Genomic DNA, 25,091 nt, shown 5'->3' with positions numbered 1-25,091 from the left:
CCAGGCGTAGGCGATCGCGCCAAGCCGCCGGTTGGTGAGTGTGGGAGGTCCGCCTACGGCCGGATGACGATCTTGCCGCGGGCGTGGCCGGATTCGCTGAGCGCCTGGGCCTTGCTCGCGTCCGCGAGGGCGAACGTGTCGGCGATCCGGATCGTGAGCTTGCCGTCCGCGGCCGCCCGGAGCTGGGCATCGAGCGCGGCGCGAACCTCCTCCGGGGTCCCGGTGCCGCCCGAGGACGTCTGGATGCCGAGCCCGGCGGCGCCGAAGTCGGCGATGGTGACGATCCGGTCGGTGCCGCCCCGGAGCTCGATCGACTCCTCCAGACCGCCCTGGCCGGCGGTGTCGAACACCGCGTCGACGCCCTGCGGAGCGGCCGCGCGGACACGCTCGAGCAGACCCTCCCCGTAGGCCACGGGGATACCGCCGATCGACTTCACGTACTCGTGACTCGCAGGCGACGCCGTACCGATCACGGTAAGGCCCGCCGCTACCGCGAGCTGGACGGCCACCGAGCCGACCGCGCCCGCGGCGCCGTGGATCAGGATCGTCTCGCCGGACTTCACCCCGAGCAGATCGAGCACCCGCTGCGCGGTCTCGCCTGCCACCGGTACTCCGACAGCCTGCTCCCAGGGGAGGCCCGCCGGTTTGTGCGTCACGTTGCCGCCGAGTGCGTACTCCGCGTACGAACCGCCCGCCGACCAGCCGACGACCTCGTCGCCGACCGCGAACGCCGCGCCGTCACCAGCCTCGTCCACCACCCCGGCGACCTCGAACCCGGGGACAGCCGGGAACTTCGCCGGCGCGAAGTCCTTCGTGAAGCCGCGCCGGATCTTGGTGTCGTACGGGTTCACGCCGGCCGCCTGGACCTTGATCCGCACCTGCCCGGGGCCCGCGTGCGGCTCCGCCACGTCCTGCACCTGGAGTACCTCGGGATCGCCGTACTCCTCGAACACCACAGCCCGCATGCCACAGCCTCCTCGAATTGGTTGTTGCTACAAGAAAGGCTGCGCCGCCGCCCGGCATTCCCGAACGGCGGGGCGAATCAGCTCTCTTCGAGGCGGGGGAACAGCGGGTCGCCCTTGGTCAGGGTCGCGCCGGCCGGCAGCTGGCCCCACGTGCCGGCGTCCTGGACCCGCTGGTCGGCGAGCGCGCCGAGCTTCTCCTCGGCGCCGAGCAGCTCCCACAGCTTCGCGGACGACTTCGGCATCGTCGGGTTGTGCAGTACGGCGACGGCCCGCAGCACCTCGGCCGCCGAGTACAGGATCGTCGCGAGCCGGTCCCGCTGGGACTCGTCCTTGGCGACCTTCCACGGCTCCTGCTCGGTGACGTACCCGTTGACCGCGCCAACCAGCTCGTTGATCGCGGCCAGCGCGTCCTGGAACGCGAGCGTGTCCAGCGCCTTGTCGGCGGTCGCCACGGTCTGCGCGAGCTTGTCCGCCAGCGCCTGCTCGGCCGGTCCGTGGTCGGTCGGCTCCGGCAGCACGCCGTCGAAGTACTTCCCGACCATCGCGGCGATCCGGCTGGCCAGGTTGCCGAGGCCGTTCGCCAGCTCGGAGGTGTAGACCGCGCTCAGGTGCTCCCACGAGAACGACCCGTCCGACCCGAACTGGATCGTGCGCAGGAAGTAGTACCGGAACGCGTCGGAGCCGAAGTGGTCGGTGATCTCGTCCGGCGCGATCGCGGTCAGCTTGGACTTGCTCATCTTCTCGCCGCCGACCAGCAGCCACCCGTGCGCGAACACCTGCTTCGGTACGGCGACCTCCGCGGCCATCAGCATCGCCGGCCAGATCACCGCGTGGAACCGGAGGATGTCCTTGCCGACCAGATGCACGTCGACCGGCCACAGCTCCTCGAACCGCTCCGGGTCCGTCCCGTAGCCCGCCGCGGTCACGTAGTTCAGCAGCGCGTCGATCCACACGTACAGGACGTGGTCCTCGTCCCACGGCACCGGGATGCCCCAGTCGAACGTGGACCGGGTGATCGACAGGTCCTGCAGACCCTGCTTCACGAACGCGATCACCTCGTTGCGCGCGCTCGACGGCGCCACGAAGTCGGGCTGCGATTCGTACAGCTCGAGCAGGCGGTCGGCGTACGCCGAGAGCCGGAAGAAGTAGTTCGTCTCCGAGACCGTCTCCAGCTCGGTGCCGTGGATCATGCACCGCTGAGTGCCGTCGGAGTCGGTACGGATGTCCGCGGGCAGCTTGAACTCCTCGCAGCCCACGCAGTACAGGCCCTCGTACTCGCCCTTGTAGACGTCGCCCTTGTCGTACAGCTTCTGCCAGAACTCGCGGACCCGCTCGGTGTGCCGCTGCTCGGTCGTCCGGATGAAGTCGTCGTACGCGATGTCGACGTCGACCCAGGCCGGCTTCCAGGCCTCCTCGACGAGCTTGTCGGTCCACTCCTTCGGGGTCATGCCCTGGGCCTGCGCGCTGCGCATCACCTTCTCGCCGTGCTCGTCGGTACCGGTCAGGTACCACTTGCGCTCGCCGCGCTGGGCGTGCCAACGGGTCAGGACGTCCCCGGCCACTGTCGTGTACGCGCTGCCGATGTGCGGCGCGGCCGTGACGTAGTAGATCGGGGTGGTGACGTAATAGGCCTTCTCGGACATGCCTTAAAGAGTAGTGCCCCGGTTAACCCGGTTTTCGCGCGGCCAGTACGGCGTCGTACACGGTCCGTTTCGGCACGTTGAAGCGCTTCGCGACGTCGGCGATCGCCTGCTTACGCGGCGTACCCGCCTCCTCGTCCACCGCCACCTCGCGCGCCAGGTCCTCCGCCGTCATCACCCGGTCCGGGTCCGCGCCCGCGACGACCACCGTGATCTCCCCCCGAACCCCGTCCTTCGACCACAGCACAAGGTCATCAAGACGCCCCCGTTTGACCTCCTCATACGTCTTCGTGAGCTCCCGGCACACCGCCGTACGCCGATCCGCCCCGAACGCCTCGGCCATCGCCTCCAAGGACTGGGTGAGCCGGTGCGGCGCCTCGAAGAACACCATCGTCCGCGGCTCGTCCCGCAACTCCGCCAGCCGCCGCCCCCGCTCCCCCGGCTTGCGCGGCAGGAACCCCTCGAACGTGAACCGGTCCACCGGCAGCCCGCTCAGCGCCAGCGCGGTCAGCACCGCCGACGGCCCCGGTACGGCGGTCACCAGCACGTCGGCCTCGATCGCCGCCGCGACCAGCCGGTACCCCGGATCCGACACGCTCGGCATCCCCGCGTCCGTCACCACGACCACGGTCTGCCCCTCGGTCAGCGCCCGCAACAGCTCCGGCGTCCGCTCCCGCTCGTTCCCCTCGAAGTACGACACCACCCGCCCGCTCAGCTGAATCCCCAGCTCAGAAGTCAGCCGCCGCAACCGCCGCGTATCCTCCGCGGCCACCACATCCGCCCCGGAAAGCACCCTCCCCAACCGCGGCGACGCATCCGAAACGTCCCCGATAGGAGTCCCCGCAAGCACCAATCGCCCGGTCATGGGAGGAGCGTAAACGCGTCGACATGCCGAGGCCGGACCACACTGAAATGCCGCCGGTCCAGCGTGGCAACCTCCTCAACTCCCAGCTCCTCCGCGAGCGCAACCACGGATGCGTCAACCGTCCCCAGCGGCAGGTCGGCGTACTGCTCGACGAGGTCGGCGGTGCGCTCGAGCCACGCAGGCGTCACGGGGGCGACGGTGAAGTCCTCTGTCGCCAGCGAGCGGACGAAGGCGGCCTCGGGCTTGGAACCTCCCGAGCGGGCCAGCAGGTAGCACACCTCGGCGACGACGAACGGGGGCAGGATCAACCGCTCGTTGGTCAGGCGCAGAGAGGCGAACAGTTCGACGCAAGGCTGGTGGTTGGCGTCGGAGGTCAGGGCGGCCGCGACCAGCGGGCCAGTATCAACGACGATCACTTCGGGTGACGCCCGAACTCCGCGTGGAGAATTTCGTCGATGTGCTGGGTGAAGTCGGGCGGAGTCCCGTCGATCGAACCGAACCAGGACGGCGGCCACGGACGCGCCTCCCGTGGACGCCTGGCCCGCGCCTCGGCCCGCATCTTCAGCAGGCGAAGCTCAGGCAACAGGTCTGCTGCCGCCTTGTCCGACAGCTCGTCGATCAGGGCGTGCAGTTCCTCGCGGGGCGTGCTCATGTGACTGATTGTAGGAGGTTCGGAGCGGCCGGTTCGGGTTTTCCACAGGAGCGGGGAGGCGGGCGGACCGGGGGGTCCGTAGCATGGCGGGCGTGGCTGCTGTGATCGAGGACGGGACCGTCCGGCGTGGCGAGGCTGATGACGACCGCGAGATGCTCGGGCGGGACGTGCTCGGCAGACGGCTGCCGCCGCTCAAGGAGCGGCTGTATCCGGCGATGCCGCGGGACTTCGACGGCGGCTGGATCGCCACGCTGGCGATCACGCTGGTGGCCGGCATCCTGCGGTTCTGGCATCTGAGTACGCCGGTCAAGTTCGTCTTCGACGAGACGTACTACGCCAAGGACGCCTTCAGCCTGCTCAAGTACGGGTACGCGCGGCAGTTCATCGACCAGCCGGAGGGGGCCGCCGACAAGGCGATCCTGGCCGGCAACCTGGACGTCTTCAAGGACACCCCGAGCCTGACCGTGCACCCCGAGGTCGGCAAGTGGATGATCGCGGCCGGTGAGCAGCTGTTCGGGATGAACACGTTCGGCTGGCGGTTCATGCCGGCGCTGTTCGGCACGCTGACGGTCCTGCTGCTGATCCGGACGGTACGGCGGATGACCCGCTCCACGCTGATCGGCGCGATCGCGGGCCTGCTGCTCGCGGTCGACGGGTTGTCGTTCGTGATGTCCCGGGTCGCGCTGCTCGACATCTTCCTGGCGTTCTGGCTGGTCGCGGCCACCGCCTGCCTGGTCTGCGACCGGGACTGGACCCGCCGCCGGCACGCCGAGACGCTCGACAAGCCGGTCGAGAACGACGAACGCCGGACGATCGGCCGCTGGCTGCTGATCCGGCCGTGGCGGCTCGCGGCAGGCGTCTGCTTCGGTCTCGCCTGCGGCACGAAGTGGTCCGCGATCTGGACACTGGCGGCGTTCGGCGTGCTGGCGTTCGCCTGGGACTTCGGCGCCCGGCGCGCGCTCGGCGTCCGGTTCGCGTTCGTGAAGTCCGCGCTGGTGGACGGCATCCCGGCGTTCGTCAGCCTGGTCCTGGTGGCCGGCATCACCTACACCGCGACGTGGACCGGCTGGCTGCTGCACGACAACGCGTACGACCACAACTGGGCGGCGAGCAACCCGGCGCACGGCATCATGAAGGTGGTTCCGGACGACTTCCGGTCACTGCTCGAGTACCACAAAGAGGTCTACGCGTTCCACACCGGCGACTACATCAAGCACGCCACCCATCCGTACCAGTCGAACCCGGCGGGCTGGCCGATCATCGCCCGGCCGATCGGTTTCGACGCGGTCAACGACATCAAGCCCGGTACGCCGGGGTGCGACGTCCCGGCCGGTCAGACGTGTCTGCAGGTGATCTCTGCCCTCGGGACGCCGCTGCTGTGGTGGGGCGGTGCGCTCGCGCTGCTCGCCGCGCTGGTGCTGTGGATCAGCACGCGCGACTGGCGGTTCGGCATACCTGTCGTCGGGTTCGTGACGTGCTGGGTGCCCTGGTTCGCGTACGACCAGAGACCGATCTTCTTCTTCTACGCCGTGACGATGATCCCGTTCACCGTGATGGCGCTGGCGCTGGTCCTCGGCAAGGTCCTCGGCCCGGCCAAGGCGGCGCTCAGTACGGCGACCCCGCGCCGGCTGATCGGCAGCGCGATGGTCGGCGCGTTCGTCGTACTCGTGGTGCTGAACTTCGCCTACATCTGGCCGATCCTGACCGACAAGGTGCTCCCGCACCAGGACTGGCTGAGCCGGATGTGGTTCAAGTCCTGGATCTGACCGCGTAGTCGACGTTCTCGAACGGCCAGCGGGTGGCCAGCCAGTCGCTGACCGCGTCGTACAGTTCGACGTCGAGCTCGGCCCGAGCGGCGGTCACCCACGACCGTACGTCGGTGACCGCGGCGTCCTTGCGCGACGGGTAGATGTAGAGGCAGCCGATCACGTCGGTGTCGATGACCGTGTACGTGAACCCGCGGCGCGCGGCGAAGTCGTCCGCGTGCCGCTGGAGATCGCCGAGGTTGGCCTCCAGCGACATCCCGTTCACCGGCGGCCAACTGCCGCCGAACCCGGGCGTCGACCGGATGTGCTCGATGCTGCCGGTCCACGCCGCGTAGTCCGCGTCGTTGTGCTGCGGCCCGAGCGGCTCCAGCCGGAACCGCGGCGTGGTGAGCTCGAGCGGTACGTCGAAGTCGGCGGGTACGAAGTCGGCCATGACCGCAGGCTACGAGCGACCGTGCGCCGGCGCACCCGGATTAGTGCAGCTCGTGCCGGTTGCGGTGCCGGAGCTTCTTGCCGTGCCGCTTCGCCGACGACTGCCCGCCGACGCCGCCGAACAGCGCGAGGCCCTTGATCACGACGGTCGGCGCGTGCGGGTCCGGGTCGTCCGACCCCTGCGCGGCGAACCCGCCGAAGATCCCGATCCCCTCGTTCCGCACGGTCACGCCCTCGGGCACGGTGATGTCGATCCCGCCGAACACCGCGACCGCGTAGATCGTCACCTCACGGCCCTCGAACACCGCGTCGGTCATGTCCAGGTCGTGCCCGCCGAAGACGGCGAGCGCGTTCGTCCGCCGCTTCACCCGCCAGCGGCCCTTCCGCTCGCCGCCGCCGAAGATCGCCACCAGGTTGTCCACGCTGGCGGCCGGGTCGGCCGGCTCCTCGATCGGGACCAGGCTGGTCGAGCCGGCCGCGGCCGGCTGTGTCATCGGGGCGATCGGCGCGGCCTGCCCCGGGGCGACCAGGTCCCGGGTGATCGGCTCCAGCTCGCCGAGCGTCTTCGCCTGCAGCGTCTGCTCGAGCCGGTCGGCGTGCTCGTCCTGCGTCAACCGCCCCGACATCAGGGCATCCCGCAGCACATCGACGACCTGGTCGCGATCGATGTCGGACGCCCGCAGATGCGCGTGCGGATGCGGGTTGTCGGGCAGGTTCTCCATAACCCTGAACGATATATCGAGAACGGGCTCGTGAAACCCCCGTGACGACCCTGATCTACCCCCGACCGGCCCTGAGATCCGCAGTTCGCGGAAACAAGTTCGCGCCTGGTGGCGGAAATGTTCCGGAGAGAGGCAGCGCCGCGGTCAGCGGCGGTGGACGCGGGCCGCGCACACCGTGGCGACGAGGGTGATCGCGGCGAACGTGACCGCCGTACCGGGGTAGCCGCCGAGGCCCAGGCCGAGGCCGCCGATCGCGGCGCCGAGGAACGTCCCGAGGCTCATCCCGGCCGCGTTGACGCTGAGCGCCGAGCCGCGCAGATCGCCGCTGCGCCGGACCAGCAGCGTGGTGACGCAGGCCGCGACGGTCGCATGGCCGGCGCCCATCACCGCGGTCAGCGCGAGCGTCAGCGGGAGGCTCGGCGAGAAGTAGAACGCCGAGACGGCGACCAGCGCGGCGACGATCCCGATCAGCAGCAGCCGCTCGGTCCCCGCGCGGTCGGTGGCGAGGTACCGTCCGGCGAACAGGTTGCCGAGGAAGAACGAGGCCCCGCTGAGCGACCACACCAGCGCGAACCAGCCGGGCGCGAGGTCGAACTTGTCGTCGTAGAACGCCGCCAGATAGGCGAGGTACCCCATGAACGCAGCCGTCCGGAGCATCGCCACCGCGAGCAGCGGGACGGCGCCGGGGATGCGGGCGAGTTCGCGGTATGTCGCCAGGTAGCTGACGCGCTCTCTTCCGGTGATCGGCGCCGTGCGGCCGCGCCCGCGGACGAAGAAGGCGGCCGACAACGTCAGCGCGATCGCCGACGCGGCGAGCAGGTTGCCGCGCCAGCCCCAGATCAGCCCCGGCCCGGCGAGCACCGGCGCCGCGAGCATCGCCATCGCGCTCGTCGTTGCCGACACCAACGTCGCCGCCCGCCCCGCCGCGGCCGGGGACCGGAAGCGGTCTGCGGCCGCGGCGCCGATCGACGGCGCCAGGATCGAGGTCGAGGCACCGATCAGCAGGCAGAACGCAGCCAACGCGAAGACGTTGCCCACAGCACCCAATGCGGCGGAGACACCGAGCAGCGCGAGCCCGCCCGCGGCGACCAGTTCACGCGGCGCACGGTCCATCAGCGGGGCGAGGGTGACGCCGACCGCGAGCGCCGCGAGGCCGCCCAGGCCGCGGAGGCCGCCGATCTCCGCGACGCTGCCGCCCGCGGCCTGGGAGATCGGCACCAGGTACATGCCGAAGACCGTGAACGGAATCAGGCTCACGGTCGAGGCGAGCAGGAACGGCCAGAGCCGCTTGGCCATGCGGAGATCGCCGGGCACCTCGGCGGTGAGCTGCTGCGTGGTCATGTGTCCGTCCTGTAGCGGTAGAGGCTGCTCGGGCGGGAGCTGAACTGGGAGAAGGGGAACGGTTCGGCCGACAGCGCGGTGACGCCGGCGCCGAGGAAGGCCCGGGCGACAGCACTGCCGGTCTGCGCGTAGATCGCGAGCGGTTTCGCTTGCTCGCGGCAACTTTGGAGGAGTACGTCGAAGCTGGCGTTGGACAGCGTCATCCCGGTGGCGACGACCGCGTCGGCCGCGTCGATCACCTCGGCCATGTCGCGGGCGACCGGCAGGCCGGAGGCGGTCTCGCGGAGGTTGAAGTCGCACGGCAGACAGATCCCGCCGCGGTCGGTGATCGCGTCGACGAGCGGGTTCACCACGCCGATCAGTGCCACCTTGGTGCCTTCGGCAACATCCAGGAGACCGGCCACGGCCGCGTCCCGGGCCTTCGCGCGAACGTCCGGCGTACCCGCGGGCAGGACGACCTCCTCGGCGTACGGCGAGGTGTGATGCGGCTCGACCGCGGCCAAATAGGCGTCCAGCGCGGCGATCCGGACCGGGAGCGGGTCGTCGGAGGTGAGTACGTCGGCCAGGGTGCGGCCGGAGGTGTCCGCGCAGTACGCCGGGTCGAGCTCACCGGCCTCGAACGAGCAGGCACCGAAGACCTCTCCCACCCGGAGCAGCACGTAGTAGTTGCGATAGGTGACGTCGGCGCCGGGAAGGCGGGTGGTGTGGTGCAACCAGAACGCGCTGGTGATGCCGAAGTCCGCGGGTGACGGCGTACCGGCGAGGACAGCGGCGGTGAGCTCGGCAACGGTCATGAGTCAGCCTTTCGGGGTTGTCCAGCAAACACCTTAATGCGACGGCGTCGCAGATGGGAATTCCGCGTGGGACCGTTGCGCGGACTCGCGGCGGTCCCAGGACATTGCCGACCACGGCACCGTGAGGTCGTCCAGCGAGTCGATCTCGCGCGGTTGCATCGACGCCATCGGCCGCGCCTCGGCATGCCGGGCGAACGCGGACTCGACGTACCGGAAACCCGTGTCCGCGGCCAGGAAGACATGTTTCCGGCCGCGATCGCAGCTGTGTTCCCAGGCCGCCGACAGGTACGCCGCCCCGGCGGAGAGCCCCGCGAAAACGCCGGACGTCCGGAGCAGGTCGACCGCCGCGGACATCGCGTACTCGAACGACACCCAGTGCAGCCGGTCGTACAGCTCGTGCCGCACGTTCCGGAACTCGATCGAGCTGCCGATCCCCGCGATGATCATCTCCGGGTCCTGCGTGTGCCCGGCCCCGAACGTCACGCTCCCGAACGGCTGCACGCCGACCAGGTTCACGTCCCGCCCACTCTCCCGCAGGTACGCCGCGATCGCGCCGGTGGAGGCGCCCGTACCGACCCCGCCGACCAGGCACAGCGGCCCGCTCGGCACCAGCGACGCGACCAGGTCCGCGACCGCGCGGTACCCGAGGTAGTGGATGTCGTCGTGGTACTGCCGCATCCAGTGGTACGTCGGGTTGTCGCGGAGGATCTCGCCGATCCGGCGGACCCGGAGGTTCTGGTCGAGCTGGAGGTTGTTCGACGACGGCACCTGCTCGACGGTCGCGCCGAGGATCTCGAGCTGGATCCGCAGCGTCCGGTCGACCGTGGTGGAGCCGACGATGTGGCACCTCATCCCGTACCGGTGGCAGGCCAGCGCGAGCGCGTGCGCGTAGATCCCGCTCGAGCTGTCGATCAGCGTGTCACCCGGGCGGACCTGTCCGGTGTCGAGCAGGTGCCGGACGGCGCCGAGCGCGGAGTACACCTTCATGGTCTCGAACCGCAGGCAGATCAGGTCGTCCACCCGGATCGGGTCCGGATCCTTGATCGCCTCCGCCAGGTGGTCGTGCAGTCGCGTCATCGGCGCGGTTCGCTCCTCATGTCGATGGGTGCGGGCGGAGAAATGTGGGCCGCGGCAACGAGTTGCCGGGTCAGGGCGTGCCGCGGGTCGGTCGTCAGCGTCGTCGGCGGGCCTTGCTCGACCACGCGGCCGGCGTCCAGGACCAGCACCTCGTCGGCGACGGCGGCGACCAGTCCGAGGTCGTGGCCGATCCAGAGCAGCGCCGTACCACGGTCCTTCAGCTCGCCGAGCAGGTCGAGGACGAGCGCCGTACCGCGGTCGTCGAGGGCGGTGGTGATCTCGTCGCAGATCAGCACGTCGGGATGCGCGAGGACGGCGCGGGCGAGGGCGGCGCGTTGGAGTTCACCGCCGGACAATTGGCTCGGTGGGCGGGCGGCGGTGATCGCAGCGACGCCGAGACGGGCGAGGGTGGCGGCGGCCTCGGTGTGGGCCTGGCCCGGGGCGAGACCGCGGAGGCGTTCCGCCGTACGGGCGACCTGCTGGAGGACGGGGCGGCGTTCGTCGAACGAGCCGCGGACCTCCTGCCAGACGTACTGCACGCGACGGTGCTGGTCACGGGTGCGTTTCCGGAGTACGGGGAGTGGGTTGCCGTCGAGGTGGATCGTGCCGGTGTGGCGTTCGTGCAGGCCGGCGAGACAGCGGGCGAGGGTAGTCTTGCCGCTGCCGGAGCGGCCGACGATGCCGAGGCAGCCGCCGGCGTGCAGGGTGAGGTCCACCTCGCGAACGACCGGCTCGCGACGTACGGTGGCTGACAGGTTCATTGCCTTTAGCAACGGTTGGCTGGGGGTGGAGGTTCCCAGGCGCGGCGGCTCGGTCGATTGTGGGAGTACGTCGGAGACGACGCGGCCGGCGTCGAGGACGATGACGCGGGTGGCGAGCGCGCGGACCAGGTCGAGATCGTGACTGAGCAGCAGGATGCCGAGGCCGGACGCGGCGAGCTCGCGCAGCTCGTGCACGAGGCGCAGCCGGGTGATCGAGTCGAGCCCGGTACTCGGCTCGTCGAGGACCAGCACCCGCGGCCGGCAGGTCAAAGCCTGCGCAAGCACGACCCGCTGTCGCTGCCCACCCGAAAACTGATGCGGAAACCGTCTGAGGATTGCGCGCTCCGTCGGCAACTGAGCGGCCCGCAGCGCCGCCTCCGGGTCGCCCCAGTGCAACTTCCCCAACTCCCGCACCGTCGCCCCGATCCGCCGTGCCGGGTTGAGCGCACTCCCCGGATGCTGCGGCATGTACGCCACCACCCGCCCCCGAACATCGACCCCCGTCACCCCGTTGCCATCGACAACGACCTCCCCCGCTACCTCAACCCGCCCCGCCAGCCGCACCCCGTCCCCAGCCTCCCCCAACAACGCCAACGCCGCCGTAGTCTTCCCCGCCCCCGAAGCCCCCACCAACGCCGTAACCTCCCCCACCAAAACCTCAAACGAAACCCCCTCCACCAACACCCCAGCACCCCCCGTCGCCGCCAACCCCTCAACCCGAACAACCACCTCCCCACCAACCCCCGCCTCCTCCCTCGCGACGCGCCGCGTCGGAGGCATCCCCTCCCCCGCCGCCCGCAGCCCCCCAGCCAGCTCCCCCGCAAAGCCCGACACCTCCACCAGCGAACCCGAGGGACCGGATACCTCAGCCGCTTCACCCGCGGAGCGGAACACCCCACCCACCTCACCCGCGGACCGCGGCATCCCACCCATCCCATCCGCGGAGCGGGATGCGGCAGACAGTTGCCCGGCGGAGGTGGGTGCCGCCTGTGGTACCGGGTTGTTCGGCAGGGGGTTGTGTTCGGGTGACTCCCCCGGCTGGGAGTGGTGGGTCATCTCGGCGTCTCCGCGGGCCGGCGGGAGCGGTGGACGAGGTGGTCGGCGAGGAGGTTGAAGCCGAGGGTGAAGGAGATGAGGAGGAGGGCGGGGGCGAGGACCGACCACGGCTGGAGGAGGAGCCCCTCGCGGTTGCGGGAGACGGTGACGGCCCAATCGGGGGCGGTCGGGCTGAGGCCGAGCCCGAGGAAGTTGACCGAGGCGACAAGGAACACAGCAAGCGTGATCCGGGTACCTAGGTCGGCCGCGACCGGGCCGAGGACCGCGCGTCCGACGTACCCGAGCTGGATCCGCACCCACGACTCGCGCTGCATCCGGAGCGCCTCGACCACCGGCCCGCTGGCAGCGTCCAGCGCGGCCGCGCGGACCAGCCGCGCGACGGTCGGCACGTTCATCATCGCGACCGCCACGGTGATCGCCACCGCGGACGCCCGCCAGCTGACCGCGACCACGCTGATCACGAGCAGCGACGGCAACGGCAGCAGTACGTCGAGGGGCCGCATCAACCCCTCGTCCACCCACCGATGCCGGGTGGACGCGGCGATCAACCCGATCGCCCCACCGACGACGTACGCCAGCGCCACCGCCCCAAGCGCCATCCCCAACGCCGACCGCCCACCGATCAGCAGCAACCCGAACACGTCCCGCCCCAACCCGTCCGTCCCCAACAACCCCGCAGACGAGTACGGCAACCCCTCAGCTGCGTCGTACGGCACCAACGGCCCAACCACAGCCACCACCACCGGCACCACAACAAACCCCACCGCAACACTGCGGCGAGCAGGGCGCCGCGCTCCGCCCCGACTCATCGGAGGAGCTCCGTGCGGGGAACGAGGCGGTTGCAGACGAGGTCGGCCGACAGGTTGATCAGCAGTGCGGCGGCAGCCAGTACGAGCGTGAGGCCTTGAACCACAGGCACATCGCGCGTCTCCACCCCGTCGACCAGCGCCGTCGCGAACCCGGGAATCGCGAAGATCGCCTCGACCACCAGCACCCCGCCGAGCAACGTGTCGCCCGTGCGAGCCAGCTCCTGCACCCCAGGCACCGCGGCGTTCGGCAGCACGTGTCGCAGCAGCAACTGCCGCCGCGGCACCCCGAGCCGTCGGGCCTGCACCACGTACTCCGCCCGCAACGCCGCCACCGTCCCCGCCCGCACCTGCCGCGACAGCAAACAGACGGTACGACCAAGCAGCACCGCAACCGGTAGAACCAGCAACCCCGGCGAAGCCAGCAGATCCCCACCGACCCACGTAGCCGGCAACCACCCCAGCTTCAACGCGAACACCGCCACCAGCAGTACGGCGACAACAAAGTCCGGAATCGCCGACAACCCCACAGTGACCGACGTGAGAACCCGATCCACCCGCCCGCCCTCACGGGTCCCCATCACGATGCCCAAGGCAACGGCCAATGGTACGACGACCGCGAGCGTCGCCAGCGTGAGCACGAGCGTCGCCCCGATCGACCCGCGCACGATGTCCGCGACCGGTCCCCCGCTGATCAACGACGTACCGAGGTCGCCCGTCAGCACATTCCCCAACCAGTGCACGAACCGCTCCACGGGAGGCCGGTCCAACCCGAGCTCACCGCGCAACGCGACCACCTGCGCAGGCGTCAACGTCTCGGTGAAGCGAAGATCGGCCGCATCCCCCGGCAGCAGCGACGTCAGCGCGAACACGAGCACCGAGAGCACAGCCAGCTGCACCACCGCGAGCAGCGCCCGCTGGACGGCGTACCGCATTCAGGCCAGCCACACCTTGTCGAACCGGCCCTGGTCCAACGTGTTCGGCGGCGCCGCCTGCACCCCCTGCACCTTCGCCGACACCGCCACCAGGTAGTCCGGCAACCCCCACGCGAGGATCCCGCCCTCGTCGCGCAACGTCTTCTGCAGTACGCCGTACCGCCGCGACCGCTCCGCCTCGTCGGTCACAGCACGCGCGGCCGCGAAGGCAGCGTCGAACGCGGGCCGCCGCCAGTGCGTGACGTTGAACGGCGAATGCGACAGCAGCCGATCGGTGACATACTGAGGGATCGGCATCGCCCCGGACCGATGGTTGCCGATAGCCCCCTTCGTCAGCAGGTCCTTGGCGTACGTCTGCGGGCTCCCGGTCGTCACCTTCAACCGCACCCCGGCCTCGGCCGCCTGCTCCGCGAACAACGTCGCCGCCGCCACGAACCCGGCCGACGCGTCCGCGGTGAAGATCTCCACCTGTTTCCCGGCCAGTCCGGCCTTTGCCAGCAGCGCCTTCGCCCGATCCACGTCCCGCTCCCGCGCGGGCAGGTCGGCCGGATAGTACTGATATCCCTTGCCGAACAGGTCGTTCCCCACCTCACCGCGCCCGGCGAGTACGACGTCCACCAGCCGCTGCCGGTCCGCGAGCAGCTTGAACGCCAGCCGTACGTCGGGGTTGTCGAACGGCGGCTGGTCGACCTTCATCACGAACGCCTGCATCGTGCTGGCCTTCGCGGCCACGATCCGTACGGTCTTCCCGGCCTCCGCGGTCCGCGCGAACGTCGCGGTCATGTCGTTCGCGTACTCCGCCTGCCCGCCCTGTACGGCGTTCGCCCGGGCATCGGAGTCCGCGGAGAGGATGTGCAGCTCCTCGATCCGCGCCGGGCCGTCCCAGTAGTCGTCGTACCGCGAGGCGACCATCGACCGGCCGGCCTCGAACGACACGTACCGGAAAGCGCCTGTTCCCAGGGGTTTCGACGGATCCTTGAACCCGTTGCGGACGATCTGCGTGCCGATGCCGGCGAGCAGCGCGGGGAACTCGGCGTTCGGCTCGGTCAGCACCAGCTCGACCGTCGACGCACCGATCGCCTTGCTGCGCTTGAGATCCAGCGTCCCGAGCGACGACTGCGCGACCCGGTCCGGTACGGCGGGATCCGCGATCCGGCTCAGGCTGTACAGCACGTCCTCCGGCACCAGCCGCGATCCGTCGTGGAACGTCGCGTCCCGCAGCGTGAACCGCCAGGTGGTCGCCGTACCGTCGTGGTCCCACGTGGCGGCGAGTCGCGGCACCGGCTTCAGGTCCGGGCCGAGCTCGACCAGCTTCTCGTAGATCGCCTTGTGCCGCGCGATGTCCACGAACAGGCTCTGCACGTGCGGATCGAGCACTTCCTTCGCCCCGCCGCCCGCATACACGGCCCGCAACCGCCCGCCCTGCGTCGGCTCCGCGGTCGCCGCCCCACATCCCGCCACCGCGGCCAGCCCGACCATCCCCAGGAACCCACGCCTACCCAACGCCTCGGACACGCGCCACATCCTCACCTTAGTGAAAACGATTGTCAAATCCAGCGCGCATCCGGATCGCCATCATTCTTTCCGCCCGGCAGCACCGATCGCTCTCCGTAACGGCGTGTCAGGGCGTGCCGATCCGGCGAAAAGACGGACCACTGACGGCGGTCCTACTCCGCGCACTCAGCCGGGTTGCAGGTGTTGGGGAGTTGGGTGGCGATCCGGTCGAGCAGCGTGGTGAGTTGGAGCTGCTCGGAGGGGGTCAGGCGGTCGAAGAAGTAGCTGCGAACCGCGTCGACGTGGTCGGGGGCGGCGGCGTCGATCGCCTTGCGGCCCAGGTCGGTGAGACGGACCATCGAGCCGCGGGCGTCCGCCGCGCACTCCTCGCGGCAGACCAGGCCGCGCTTCTCCATCCGGCTGACCTGGTGCGAGAGCCGGCTGCGTTCCCACCCGACGGAGCGGCCGAGGTCGCGGGTGCGGAGTACGCCGTTCTCGGCCTCGGACAGCGGGTGCAGCAGGGCGTAGTCGGCGCCGGAGAGCCCCGAGTTGCCGATCATCCGCGCCTCGAGCGCGCGCATCAGCTCGCGATGCGTGTCACGGTACGCCTGCCAGAGCCGCGCCTCACGCTCGTCGAGCCACATACCTGCATTGTACGGACGGACGTTGACATGTCACGGAGTACGCGACAGTGCGACGGCGAGCCCGATCGTGCCGGCCATCACCGCCAGCTCGAGGACCGCGAGTTGCCGGAACGCCGCCGGGTCGCCGCCCGCCAGCCGGGGCAGGCTGCTCCGGCGGTGCTGCCAGCCGATGAACACCAGCGCCGCGAACGCGAGCGTTTTCCCCAGCACCAGGACGCCGTACCCGCTCGTCACCCACTGCGTGATCAGTCCCCACCCGCCCTGCCGCCCGTCCAGGTGGATCTCCGCGGTGAGCAGCCCGGTGATCCCCATCGTCACCGCGCACACGAACGCGAGCGTGCTGAACAGCTCGACCGACTCCCGCGAGCGGGTGTACCGCAGTACGGCGCCCAGCCCACCGACCCACGCGGTCGCGGCGATCACGTGGACGACGAGCGACACGGTCGCGAGCACCGACCACAGGTTGGTGCGGTCGATCGCCCCGTGCCCGGTGAGCAGCGGTCCGATCAGCGCCGCCACCGTCAGTACGGCCGCAACCCGAGCGGCCCGCAGCGTCTTCGTACCGCTCAACAGCACAGCGAGTACGGCGGTCAGTACGACGGCGACCGCCAACGCCCGCACCTGGCTGAGCCGCCCGGCCGGTTCGGCATGCTCCGCCAGGTGGGACAGCGGGATGCCGAGGATCACCGTCGCGGTCGCGATCAGCCCGCCGATGCTCGCGACCGCCCAGATCCCGGCGGCGAGCGCCGCGTCCTGACAGGCACGCAGCGCCTTGCCGCCGAGTTTTCCGTCGGTGGCCGGCAGGAACAGCACGACCGCGATCACGGCACCACCGGTCGCCACCGCGGCCGCGTCGGCGAGGATCCGCAGTACCGGAACCGCCCACGACACGCCGAGACCCGCGCCGAGCAAGCCGTCGGCAGCACGTTGCGGTGCCCCGCCGCCGGCGAGCAGCGCGAGCACCATCACAACGATGCCGACGGCAACCAGTCCGGCGATCGCGAGCGGCCGTCTCATGAGGCCGGACGGCGCCGGACGATCACCACGGCCAGGGCGACCACGACCAGCATCACCAGGCACATCGCGACGATCGTGACCGTGTTCGAACCACCCTCGGACGGCGAGCTCGCCGGCGTGCCGGCCGGCTCGGTCGCGGGGTGCCCGGCATGGGTCACGGTGAACGCGCCGGAGACCTCGACCGGGTGGCCGTCGGCGGACACCACGCGGGCCTCCACCGTGTACTTCCCGGCCTCGACCATCGCGCCGACCGGCTGTGTGACCGTGTTGTCGATCACCTGCGCGGCACCGTTCGCGACGTCCTTGCCGCTCGGCGACTTCACCTCGACCTGGGTCCCGTCGGAGCCGACCGGCTCGTTGAAGGTCAGCACCACCTTGGTCGGCGGCGCGGCCGTCGACGAACCGTCGGCCGGCGTCATCGACTCGAGTTTGGCGTGCGCCGCCGCCACGCCGGCGGTACCCGCCAGCATGAACAGCGACGCCACCAGTACTGCGATCAGTCGGCGCACGACTACTTCCCGGTCTCCGCGGCGACCCGTCGCGGCCGCAGCCCGAACGCCAGGCCGAGCAGCCCGACCAGCAGGCCGCCACCGCCGAGCCAGCGCGCCAACGTGTCCGACGTACCTTCGGACGTCGTCGCCACGACCGGTGTGACCGCGGCGGCGAGCTTCAGGGTCGGCGCCGGGTGCTCGGGCTCGGCCGCGCCGTCCTTCATCGGATCGGCCCACTTGACCACCGAGCCGTCGCTGTACGTCTGCTCGGTCGGGAAACTCAGCGAGTCCACCCCGTCCGGCAGCTTCCCGACCGAGAGTGCGAACTCGTCGAAGTCGTTCGGCGGGATCCCGCCCGCGGTCGCGGTCCAGGTGACCGTGGTGATCGCCTTGGTCAGCGTGACGTCGCCGACCTTCACCGCGGCGGGCAGCTTCTCCTCCTTCTTCTCCACCTTCCAGCCGGGCATCACCTGCGCCCCGACGGACGCGAACGGGTGGTCCTTCGGCAACGAGACGACGACCTTCGTCGTACTGGTGTTGTCCGACTCGGTCGGCACCCGGAACACGAGCTTGGCGTAGCCGCCGGGCTTGGCGTCCGGCGACGACACGATGACATGGGCCGACGCCGAGCTCGTGGCGCCGATCACCACCAACGCGGACGCCGCGGCGATCGCGGCAGCGCGCAGGACATATCTCTTGGGCATGAGAGAACCTTTCAAGGCATACGAGTAATCCGGCGCGAGCGCCGGTTCAGACAGCGGTGATCACTCGTACGCCGGGAGGCCCGCGGCCGGAGATGCTCGTCCCGAGCCGGGACCTGGCCGGGGTCCAGGATGCGAAAACGCCGGGCGTCGCGGGGACGAGCCGGACCGGACGCAGTACCGGCAGCTCCGGGAGCAGTCGCGCGAAGACCCGCCGTACCCGATGGACCCAGCGGTGGGCGTGACCGATCGCGAGGACGCCGGCGAGCAGGGCGCCCAGGTGCGCGGCGGTCATCGTCACGCTGTCCGTGATCGACATCATGTGGTGCATCGACGCCGCGTCCACTGTGACGTGCACGAAGAGCTGTACGGCGGCCAGCACCAGGCCGGTCAGCAGCCGCTCCCCCGCGAGGTACTCGCCGAGCAGCCAGCACACCCCGGCCAGCGCCGCGAGCGGCGGCAGGACACCGAGCGGTACGTCGCCACCCCCGACGAGCACATGACCGAGCACCGCCACCGCGACGCTCAGCGCCGCGACCGCGGACGTCGGTCTGCTCTCTGTCGGCATTCGATCCCCTCGCTCGTGTCACTCTACGGACAACGGCGCGTCCGGGTTCCCCCGGTCCGTCGTGCAACCTCCGGCGAGACTCACCACGTTGGACTCGGCATGGCCAGGGAGCAGCACGGGTGAAAGCAGAGACGGAGCAGGACTACGTGGACTTCGTGACCCATCACGCGAACTCTCTGTGCCGTACCGCCTACCTGCTGTGCGGGGACTGGCGACGGGCCGAGGACGCGACGCAGGAGGCGCTGATCCGGATGTACCGGGTCTGGGGCCGGATCCAGCGCAAGGGCGTGGTCGCGGCGTACGCCCGGAAGGTCGTGGTGTCGACCACCCTCGACGGCCTCCGGCGGAAGTCCAGCCAGGAAGTCGTCACCGGCAACGAGTACTTCGTCAACGAGCCCGACTCCGACGCCCTCGGCGTGGTCGAGAACCGGATGGTGATCACCGCCGCCCTCGCCGAACTCCCGCCCCGGCAACGCGCCTGCGTGGTCCTGCGGTACTTCGACGAGCTGTCCGTCGAGGAGACCGCGGCCGCGCTCGACTGCCGCCCCGGAACCGTGAAGAGCCAGACGATGCGCGCCCTCGAGAAACTCCGCGCACACCCGGCGCTGGCCGATCTCTCCGACCTGATCGGAGTGCAGGCATGACCGACCTCAAGACCCTGCTGGACCAGGCCAGCGACCGCCCCGGCACCTTCACTCCCGACGTCAGCGAACTCGTTGCCGCCGGGCAGCACCGGACCCGCGTACGCCGGACCGTGTTGAGCGCGGGCGCCGTCGCCGTCATCGCGGGCGCCGCCGTACTGCTGGCAGGGCCGCTCCGCATCACCCGGTCCGAGCCGCAGCCCGCGATCACGCCGACCGTCAGCCGGCCGGCCGCGGTGACGGATCTGTGCGCGAAGTCCGACGACTTCTTCCGGACCGCGAACGACGACGCCTGGCGCGCGAAGGTCGTGCGGACCTGGACGGACAAGGTGGTGGAGGTCACCGACGCGGACGGCGCGATGACGGTCCGCCGGTCGCCGGACGGGACGCAGTACGCGTACTGCGTGGCCGGCGTACCGATCCAGGGGAAGCCGGTGGGCGGGTTCGGCGCGACCTTGCTGAACACCGGCATCGTCACCCGCATGTACCAGATCCAGCGGTACTGGAGCACCGGGTGCGGTGGCGCGAAGGTCGACCGGAGCGACGGGATGAACTGCCTGGGCGTCGTCTACAGCTACGCGGGCCGGGTGCCGGAGGGAATCACCCGGATCGCCTTCTCCGGTCTCGGGCAGCACGCGGACGCCACGATCAAGGACGGGTACTGGGCGCATCGCGTGTACACGGGCGACATCCGCAACGGCAACACCGACCCGGTGTACATCACGATGTTCGACGCCTCCGGCAAGCAGGTGTTCCGGGACAGGTACTGACCTGCTGCGATGATGTCCGGATGGACGTAGCGGTGCTGGAGATCGGGGGAAGTCACGTGACGGCGGCCGTGGTGGCGCCGGGGACGTGGGACGTGACCGAGGTGGACCGGGCGAAGCTCGCGTCCCAGGAGGCGGCCGGGGCGGTGGTCGGGCAGCTCGCGGACGCGGCCCGGAAGTTGCCGCTGGCAAACGGTCTCGCGGTGGCGCTGCCGGGTCCGTTCGACTTCGGCACCGGGGTCGCCTGGTACCGCGACCAGGGGAAGTTCGACCAGCTGTACGGATTCGACCTCGGCGCTGCCCTGGGCAACGAACTCGGTGTCGAGCGGCTGATGTTCATGAACGACGCGGAGGCGTTCGCGGTCGGCGAGTGGACCGCGGGCGAGGTCCGCGGCGTCGAGCGCTGCGTCGGCGTGACGATCGGTACCGGCATCGGTACGGCGTTCCTCGCCGACGGCCGGGTCGTCCGCGACGGCGGCACGGTCCCACCGGGCGGTGAGCTCTACAAGACGACGTACGCCGGGAAGCCGCTGGAGGACGCGATCTCCGCCCGCGCCATCCTCCGCCGCTACACCGAGGCGACCGGCCAGGAAGCCCCCGGCGTCAAGGAAATCGCCGACCAGGCCCGCGCCGGCGACGCCACCGCCCACGAGGTCCTGACCGAATGCTTCACCGACCTGGCCAACGCCCTAACCCCGTGGATAGACCGCTTCGGTGTTACCCAAACAGTTCTGGGCGGCTCGATAGCAGGAGCTTTCGACCTGATCCATTCGTCCCTCCCCTTCCAAGCCTCCGCCACCAAGGACACCGAACACTCAGCCCTGATCGGCGCCGCAGCCCACTACCTCAGAACCTGTCGGTGACCCCCGCTACGGTCAGTGGCGTGAAGATCGCCGAGCCCCGCCTCCGTGCCCAACTCGACTCCGCCACCCCGGACGGAATCGACGACGAGGACCGCCTGCTCGACCTCGAACTGGAAGACGTGGACCTGAGCGACACCGAGGCGGAGCACGTCGAGATCAGCGGCTGCCGGCTGACGCGCTCCAAGCTGGCCGGCTCCGAGCTGGAGAAGGTGCTCCTGGTCGACACCGAGCTCACCCAGTGTGATCTGGCGAACTCCCGCTGGGCGGACGCGTCGCTCACCCGGGTCGCGGTCACCGGCTCGCGGATGATCGGCTTCGCCGGCCCCGGGGCGAACTTCCAGCACGTCACGGTCCGCGACACCGTGCTGGACTTCGCCTCGTTCCGGTTCGCGAAGTTCCAAAGGGCCGAGTTCACCGACTGCCGGCTGCAGAGCGCCGACTTCGTGTCCGCCGACCTGACCGGCGCGACGTTCCGCGGCTGCGACCTGTCCGGCGTCGAGTTCTCCCAGGTCAAGGCGGCCAAGGCGGTCTTCGTCGACTGCACCTGGGACGCCGCCAAGGGCCTCGCCTCACTGGCCGGCGCGACGGTCGCCGCCGCCTCCCCGATCGACACCCTCGCCTTCACCAGCGCGGTCACCGTCGCCGCCGGAATCACGCTGGCGCACCCCGACGACCTGGAGTGATCCTGCCCACGCCAGTGGGCGCCGTACGCCGGATAAGGTGGGCCCGTGACTGACTCGACGATCATCTACACCCACACCGACGAGGCTCCGGCGCTCGCCACGTACTCGTTCCTCCCTGTCGTCCAGGCGTACGCCGGCCAGGCCGGTGTCGGCGTGGAGACGCGGGACATCTCACTCGCGGGCCGCATCCTGGCGGTCTTCCCGGAGTACCTGAAGGACGACCAGCGGGTCGCGGACGCGCTCACCGAGCTCGGCGAGCTGACCCACCGTCCCGAGGCGAACATCATCAAGCTGCCGAACGTCTCCGCCTCGGTCCCGCAGCTGAAGGCCGCGATCGCCGAGCTGCAGTCCCAGGGCTACGCGCTGCCGGAGTACCCGGACGAGCCGAAGACGGACGAGGAGCGGGAGATCCAGGCCCGCTACGACAAGATCAAGGGTTCCGCGGTGAACCCGGTGCTCCGCGAGGGCAACTCCGACCGCCGCGCCCCCGCCTCGGTGAAGAACTACGCCAAGACCCACCCGCACCGGATGGGCGCGTGGACCGCCGACTCGAAGACGAACGTCGCGACCATGTCCGCGGGCGACTTCCGCAGCTCCGAGAAGTCCACCGTGATCGAGGCCGACGGGTCGCTCCGGATCGAGCTGGCCGCCGCCGACGGTACGACGACCGTGCTCCGCGAGTCGGTCCCGGTGCTGGCCGGTGAGGTCGTCGACGCGGCGGTCCTGCACGTCGCCGCACTGCGCGAGTTCCTCACCGCGCAGGTCGCGCGGGCGAAGGCCGACGACGTACTGCTCTCGGTCCACCTGAAGGCCACGATGATGAAGGTCTCCGACCCGATCATCTTCGGCCACGCGGTCCGCGCGTTCTTCCCGAAGACCTTCGAGCAGTACGGCGAGACGCTCGCCAAGGCCGGCCTGTCGCCGAACAACGGTCTCGGCTCGATCCTCAACGGCCTGGCCGACCTGCCGGACGGCGCCGCGATCAAGGCGTCGTTCGACGCCGAGCTGGCGGCCGGACCGGCGCTCGCGATGGTCGACTCGGACAAGGGCATCACGAACCTGCACGTCCCGTCCGACGTCATCGTGGACGCCTCGATGCCCGCCATGATCCGCACGTCGGGTCATATGTGGGGCGCTGACGGCCAGGAGCACGACACGCTCGCCGTGCTGCCGGACAGCAGCTACTCCGGCGTGTACCAGGTCGTTCTGGACGATTGCCGGGCACACGGGGCATTCGATCCGGCAACGATGGGTTCGGTGCCGAATGTCGGTCTGATGGCGCAGAAGGCGGAGGAGTACGGGTCGCACGACAAGACCTTCGAGATCGCCACCGCGGGCGTTGTACGGCTGGTCGACACGACCGGTGCCGTCGTACTGGAGCAGCCGGTCGAGGCCGGCGACATCTTCCGCGCCTGCCAGGCCAAGGACGCTCCGATCCGCGACTGGGTCAAGCTGGCAGTGACCCGGGCGCGCGCGACCGGCGACCCGGCAGTGTTCTGGCTGGACGAGAACCGCGCGCACGACGCGCGGCTGATCGCCAAGGTGAAGCAGTATCTGCCCGAGAACCACGCAGAGGGCTTGGACATCAGGATCCTGTCGCCGGTCGATGCGACCAAGTTCACTCTCGAGCGGATCCGCCGCGGCGAGAACACGATCTCGGTGACCGGCAATGTGCTGCGTGACTACCTGACCGACCTGTTCCCGATCCTCGAGCTGGGCACCAGCGCGAAGATGCTGTCGGTGGTCCCGCTGATGGCCGGCGGCGGCCTGTTCGAGACCGGCGCCGGCGGTTCGGCGCCGAAGCACGTGCAGCAGCTGGTCAAGGAGAACTACCTGCGCTGGGACAGCCTGGGCGAGTTCTTCGCGCTGGCCGCGAGCTTCGAGCACCTGGCCCAGTCGACCGGCAACGCGCGGGCACAGATCCTCGCCGACACGCTGGACCGGGCGACCGCCACGTTCCTGAACGAGGACAAGTCCCCGACCCGCCGGGTCGGCGGCATCGACAACCGTGGCAGCCACTTCTACCTGTCTTTGTACTGGGCGCAGGAGCTGGCCAAGCAGACCGAGGACGCCGAGCTGGCGAAGGCGTTCGCCCCGCTGGCGGAGACGCTGGCCGCGAACGAGCAGACCATCGTCGACGAGCTGCTCGCCGTCCAGGGCAGCCCGGCCGACCTCGGCGGGTACTACCAGCCGGACCCGGCGAAGGCGGCCGCGATCATGCGCCCGTCCAAGACCTGGAACGAAGCACTCGCCACGCTCTGACCGTACGAAGGGCGCCCGGGATGTCCCGGGCGCCCTTTTGCGTCAGGAAGTGAACGGCACCCGGACCCAGCTCAGTACGGCGGGGTTCCGCGGGTCGATCGTCACCCGCAGGTAGTCGTTGTCGCCGGTCGACCCGTCGACGGTGATCCGGGACAGGTTCGCGGCCGGAGTCGCACCGTAGAACTTGGTCCACGACGAGTTCGCCGCGAGCGGCTTGTCGCTGTTGTAGACGTGGCTGTCACCGTTGAACAGGTACACCGGCCCGCGGAAGTTCGCCGACTCGCGGGCGATCTCCTGCACGATCGGCTGGAACGCGTAGTAGTCCGCGTACGCCGGGTTCGTCACGGTCGGGTCGAACATGTCGGCCTGGGTCAGCAGGACGACGGCCTTGTTGTGATCGGCCCGCGCCTGCGCGAACGTGTCGCGGATGCTCTGCATGACGGCCGACGTCCGGTTCAGCACCTCGGCGGTCTGCTCCGGGGTCGGCGCGGTCTTGCCGGTCCACGGCGCCATACTGTTGTTGCTGCCAACGATGTGCAGAGCGGCGAACGCGACGTCGCCCCGGCTGAACCGGACGTCCTCCGGGACGCCCTGCGCGACCTGGCTCTCGACCTTCACCGAGTGCTGCCCGAGCGTCCGGCCGGGCTGCGGGAAGAACATCTGCCGGATCTTCGCCAGCCGCTCCAGCGGGTTGTAGGCGCCGTTGTTCACCCGGTGGCAGTCGGTCCACTCGTTGTCGCCGACGGTGTAGACCAGCGGGTCGGCGAAGCGGTCGAACTGCGTCTTCACCTGGGCGAAGTACTCGTCGCTGCAGACCGACGAGCCGTCCTTGATGTCGCCGAGATGGGTGACCAGCTTGACCGGCTTGTCCGCGTTGATCTGGTCGACCACCTTCGGGAACCGGGCGATCTGCGCGGGACCGTAGGGAATGTCGCCGATCACGGCGAACGTGTACGGGTCCGGGCCCCGGTCCGCGACGGCGTTCGGGACGCCGACCGCGAGGCCGACCAGGGCCAGGCACGCGGTGATCACGGGCGTACGACGTACTCTCACTGATTCCTCCAAGTCCGAGCGGGTACGGGCCAACTTTTCGGCCCGGTGGTGAACGCCCGGGCACTCCCGCGTGAACATTGGCGCCCCGGAAATAC

At 70.0% G+C, this 25,091-nt stretch carries 26 protein-coding genes; 6 read left to right on the top strand and 20 right to left on the bottom strand.

The features are described 5' to 3' along the window. Positions 1 to 53: 53 nt before the first annotated feature. From ACFV9C_RS37000 to ACFV9C_RS36980, 5 genes are all read right to left on the bottom strand, one after another. Positions 54 to 965, bottom strand: a complete 912-nt coding sequence (locus ACFV9C_RS37000) for an NADP-dependent oxidoreductase (protein WP_380201203.1) — start codon at positions 963 to 965, stop codon at positions 54 to 56. A gap of 77 nt (positions 966 to 1,042) precedes the next feature. Continuing rightward, positions 1,043 to 2,608: a methionine--tRNA ligase gene (gene metG, locus ACFV9C_RS36995; protein WP_380201201.1), complete on the bottom strand. Its 1,566-nt coding sequence runs from the start codon at positions 2,606 to 2,608 to the stop codon at positions 1,043 to 1,045. 22 nt (positions 2,609 to 2,630) lie between these two features. After that, a complete protein-coding gene (rsmI, locus tag ACFV9C_RS36990; RefSeq protein ID WP_380201198.1) occupies positions 2,631 to 3,470 on the bottom strand; it encodes a 16S rRNA (cytidine(1402)-2'-O)-methyltransferase in 840 nt (279 codons plus the stop codon). After that, positions 3,467 to 3,886 carry a type II toxin-antitoxin system VapC family toxin gene (locus tag ACFV9C_RS36985; protein ID WP_380201196.1) on the bottom strand — a complete coding sequence of 140 codons (420 nt, stop codon included), beginning with the start codon at positions 3,884 to 3,886 and terminating at the stop codon, positions 3,467 to 3,469. The genes rsmI and ACFV9C_RS36985 overlap by 4 nt, the downstream gene beginning before the upstream one ends. Further along, a complete protein-coding gene (locus ACFV9C_RS36980) occupies positions 3,883 to 4,122 on the bottom strand; it encodes a hypothetical protein (RefSeq protein WP_380201194.1) in 240 nt (79 codons plus the stop codon). The genes ACFV9C_RS36985 and ACFV9C_RS36980 overlap by 4 nt, the downstream gene beginning before the upstream one ends. A gap of 215 nt (positions 4,123 to 4,337) precedes the next feature. Between ACFV9C_RS36980 and ACFV9C_RS36975 the strand changes: the two genes are divergently transcribed. Further along, positions 4,338 to 5,888 carry a dolichyl-phosphate-mannose--protein mannosyltransferase gene (locus tag ACFV9C_RS36975; protein WP_380201280.1) on the top strand — a complete coding sequence of 517 codons (1,551 nt, stop codon included), beginning with the start codon at positions 4,338 to 4,340 and terminating at the stop codon, positions 5,886 to 5,888. Here the strand turns inward: ACFV9C_RS36975 and ACFV9C_RS36970 are convergent. The 14 genes from ACFV9C_RS36970 to ACFV9C_RS36905 form a co-directional block, all read right to left on the bottom strand. Then, positions 5,872 to 6,321: a hypothetical protein gene (locus ACFV9C_RS36970; protein ID WP_380201192.1), complete on the bottom strand. Its 450-nt coding sequence runs from the start codon at positions 6,319 to 6,321 to the stop codon at positions 5,872 to 5,874. The genes ACFV9C_RS36975 and ACFV9C_RS36970 overlap by 17 nt on opposite strands. Positions 6,322 to 6,361: 40 nt before the next feature. Next, positions 6,362 to 7,042, bottom strand: a complete 681-nt coding sequence (locus tag ACFV9C_RS36965) for a DUF1707 domain-containing protein (protein WP_380201190.1) — start codon at positions 7,040 to 7,042, stop codon at positions 6,362 to 6,364. A gap of 144 nt (positions 7,043 to 7,186) precedes the next feature. Further along, positions 7,187 to 8,383 carry an MFS transporter gene (locus ACFV9C_RS36960; protein WP_380201185.1) on the bottom strand — a complete coding sequence of 399 codons (1,197 nt, stop codon included), beginning with the start codon at positions 8,381 to 8,383 and terminating at the stop codon, positions 7,187 to 7,189. Then, a complete protein-coding gene (locus ACFV9C_RS36955) occupies positions 8,380 to 9,177 on the bottom strand; it encodes a Rossmann-like domain-containing protein (RefSeq protein ID WP_380201183.1) in 798 nt (265 codons plus the stop codon). The genes ACFV9C_RS36960 and ACFV9C_RS36955 overlap by 4 nt, the downstream gene beginning before the upstream one ends. 33 nt (positions 9,178 to 9,210) lie before the next feature. Next, positions 9,211 to 10,254 carry a pyridoxal-phosphate dependent enzyme gene (locus tag ACFV9C_RS36950; RefSeq protein ID WP_380201181.1) on the bottom strand — a complete coding sequence of 348 codons (1,044 nt, stop codon included), beginning with the start codon at positions 10,252 to 10,254 and terminating at the stop codon, positions 9,211 to 9,213. Further along, a complete protein-coding gene (locus ACFV9C_RS36945; RefSeq protein WP_380201179.1) occupies positions 10,251 to 11,795 on the bottom strand; it encodes an ABC transporter ATP-binding protein in 1,545 nt (514 codons plus the stop codon). The genes ACFV9C_RS36950 and ACFV9C_RS36945 overlap by 4 nt, the downstream gene beginning before the upstream one ends. A 272-nt stretch (positions 11,796 to 12,067) precedes the next feature. Further along, entirely contained in the window at positions 12,068 to 12,811 is a 744-nt protein-coding gene (locus ACFV9C_RS36940) for an ABC transporter permease (RefSeq protein WP_380201177.1), read from the bottom strand. 65 nt (positions 12,812 to 12,876) lie between these two features. Then, on the bottom strand, positions 12,877 to 13,812 hold the full coding sequence (locus ACFV9C_RS36935; protein WP_380201175.1) for an ABC transporter permease: 936 nt from the start codon (positions 13,810 to 13,812) through the stop codon (positions 12,877 to 12,879). Continuing rightward, entirely contained in the window at positions 13,813 to 15,336 is a 1,524-nt protein-coding gene (locus ACFV9C_RS36930) for an ABC transporter substrate-binding protein (protein WP_380201278.1), read from the bottom strand. Between the two features lie 143 nt (positions 15,337 to 15,479). After that, on the bottom strand, positions 15,480 to 15,950 hold the full coding sequence (locus ACFV9C_RS36925; RefSeq protein ID WP_380201173.1) for a MarR family winged helix-turn-helix transcriptional regulator: 471 nt from the start codon (positions 15,948 to 15,950) through the stop codon (positions 15,480 to 15,482). A gap of 30 nt (positions 15,951 to 15,980) precedes the next feature. Further along, positions 15,981 to 16,967 carry a copper resistance D family protein gene (locus ACFV9C_RS36920; RefSeq protein WP_380201171.1) on the bottom strand — a complete coding sequence of 329 codons (987 nt, stop codon included), beginning with the start codon at positions 16,965 to 16,967 and terminating at the stop codon, positions 15,981 to 15,983. After that, complete coding sequence (locus tag ACFV9C_RS36915) at positions 16,964 to 17,476, bottom strand: copper resistance protein CopC (protein WP_380201169.1); 513 nt, start codon at positions 17,474 to 17,476, stop codon at positions 16,964 to 16,966. The genes ACFV9C_RS36920 and ACFV9C_RS36915 overlap by 4 nt, the downstream gene beginning before the upstream one ends. Positions 17,477 to 17,478: 2 nt before the next feature. After that, positions 17,479 to 18,162: a YcnI family protein gene (locus ACFV9C_RS36910; protein ID WP_380201167.1), complete on the bottom strand. Its 684-nt coding sequence runs from the start codon at positions 18,160 to 18,162 to the stop codon at positions 17,479 to 17,481. Positions 18,163 to 18,208: 46 nt separating this feature from the next. Next, positions 18,209 to 18,727: a hypothetical protein gene (locus tag ACFV9C_RS36905; RefSeq protein WP_380201165.1), complete on the bottom strand. Its 519-nt coding sequence runs from the start codon at positions 18,725 to 18,727 to the stop codon at positions 18,209 to 18,211. A gap of 119 nt (positions 18,728 to 18,846) precedes the next feature. Between ACFV9C_RS36905 and ACFV9C_RS36900 the strand changes: the two genes are divergently transcribed. Genes ACFV9C_RS36900 through ACFV9C_RS36880 form a run of 5 tightly spaced genes read left to right on the top strand, consistent with a single transcriptional unit; the run spans position 18,847 to position 23,943 of the window. Continuing rightward, positions 18,847 to 19,371: a SigE family RNA polymerase sigma factor gene (locus tag ACFV9C_RS36900; RefSeq protein ID WP_380201163.1), complete on the top strand. Its 525-nt coding sequence runs from the start codon at positions 18,847 to 18,849 to the stop codon at positions 19,369 to 19,371. Continuing rightward, positions 19,368 to 20,138 (top strand): hypothetical protein, encoded by a 771-nt coding sequence (locus ACFV9C_RS36895; protein ID WP_380201161.1) that lies wholly within the window; start codon positions 19,368 to 19,370, stop codon positions 20,136 to 20,138. Before ACFV9C_RS36900 ends, ACFV9C_RS36895 begins: the two co-directional genes overlap by 4 nt. Positions 20,139 to 20,158: 20 nt before the next feature. Beyond that, a complete protein-coding gene (locus tag ACFV9C_RS36890; protein WP_380201159.1) occupies positions 20,159 to 20,998 on the top strand; it encodes an ROK family protein in 840 nt (279 codons plus the stop codon). Positions 20,999 to 21,018: 20 nt separating this feature from the next. Continuing rightward, positions 21,019 to 21,681, top strand: coding sequence for a pentapeptide repeat-containing protein (locus ACFV9C_RS36885; RefSeq protein WP_380201157.1), 663 nt, complete (start codon positions 21,019 to 21,021; stop codon positions 21,679 to 21,681). A 45-nt stretch (positions 21,682 to 21,726) separates the two neighbouring features. Beyond that, the gene (locus ACFV9C_RS36880; RefSeq protein WP_380201155.1) at positions 21,727 to 23,943 is read left to right on the top strand and encodes an NADP-dependent isocitrate dehydrogenase; all 2,217 of its coding nucleotides are present in this window, start codon (positions 21,727 to 21,729) and stop codon (positions 23,941 to 23,943) included. A gap of 42 nt (positions 23,944 to 23,985) precedes the next feature. On the opposite strand, the gene ACFV9C_RS36875 is transcribed toward ACFV9C_RS36880, so the two are convergent. Further along, positions 23,986 to 24,996: a metallophosphoesterase gene (locus tag ACFV9C_RS36875; protein WP_380201153.1), complete on the bottom strand. Its 1,011-nt coding sequence runs from the start codon at positions 24,994 to 24,996 to the stop codon at positions 23,986 to 23,988. Positions 24,997 to 25,091 lie beyond the last annotated feature (95 nt).

Source organism: Kribbella sp. NPDC059898 (assembly GCF_042730855.1).
Lineage (GTDB): Bacteria > Actinomycetota > Actinomycetes > Propionibacteriales > Kribbellaceae > Kribbella.
The sequence above is the reverse complement of the archived record's forward strand: the minus strand, read 5'-3'. Positions and strand labels throughout refer to the sequence as shown.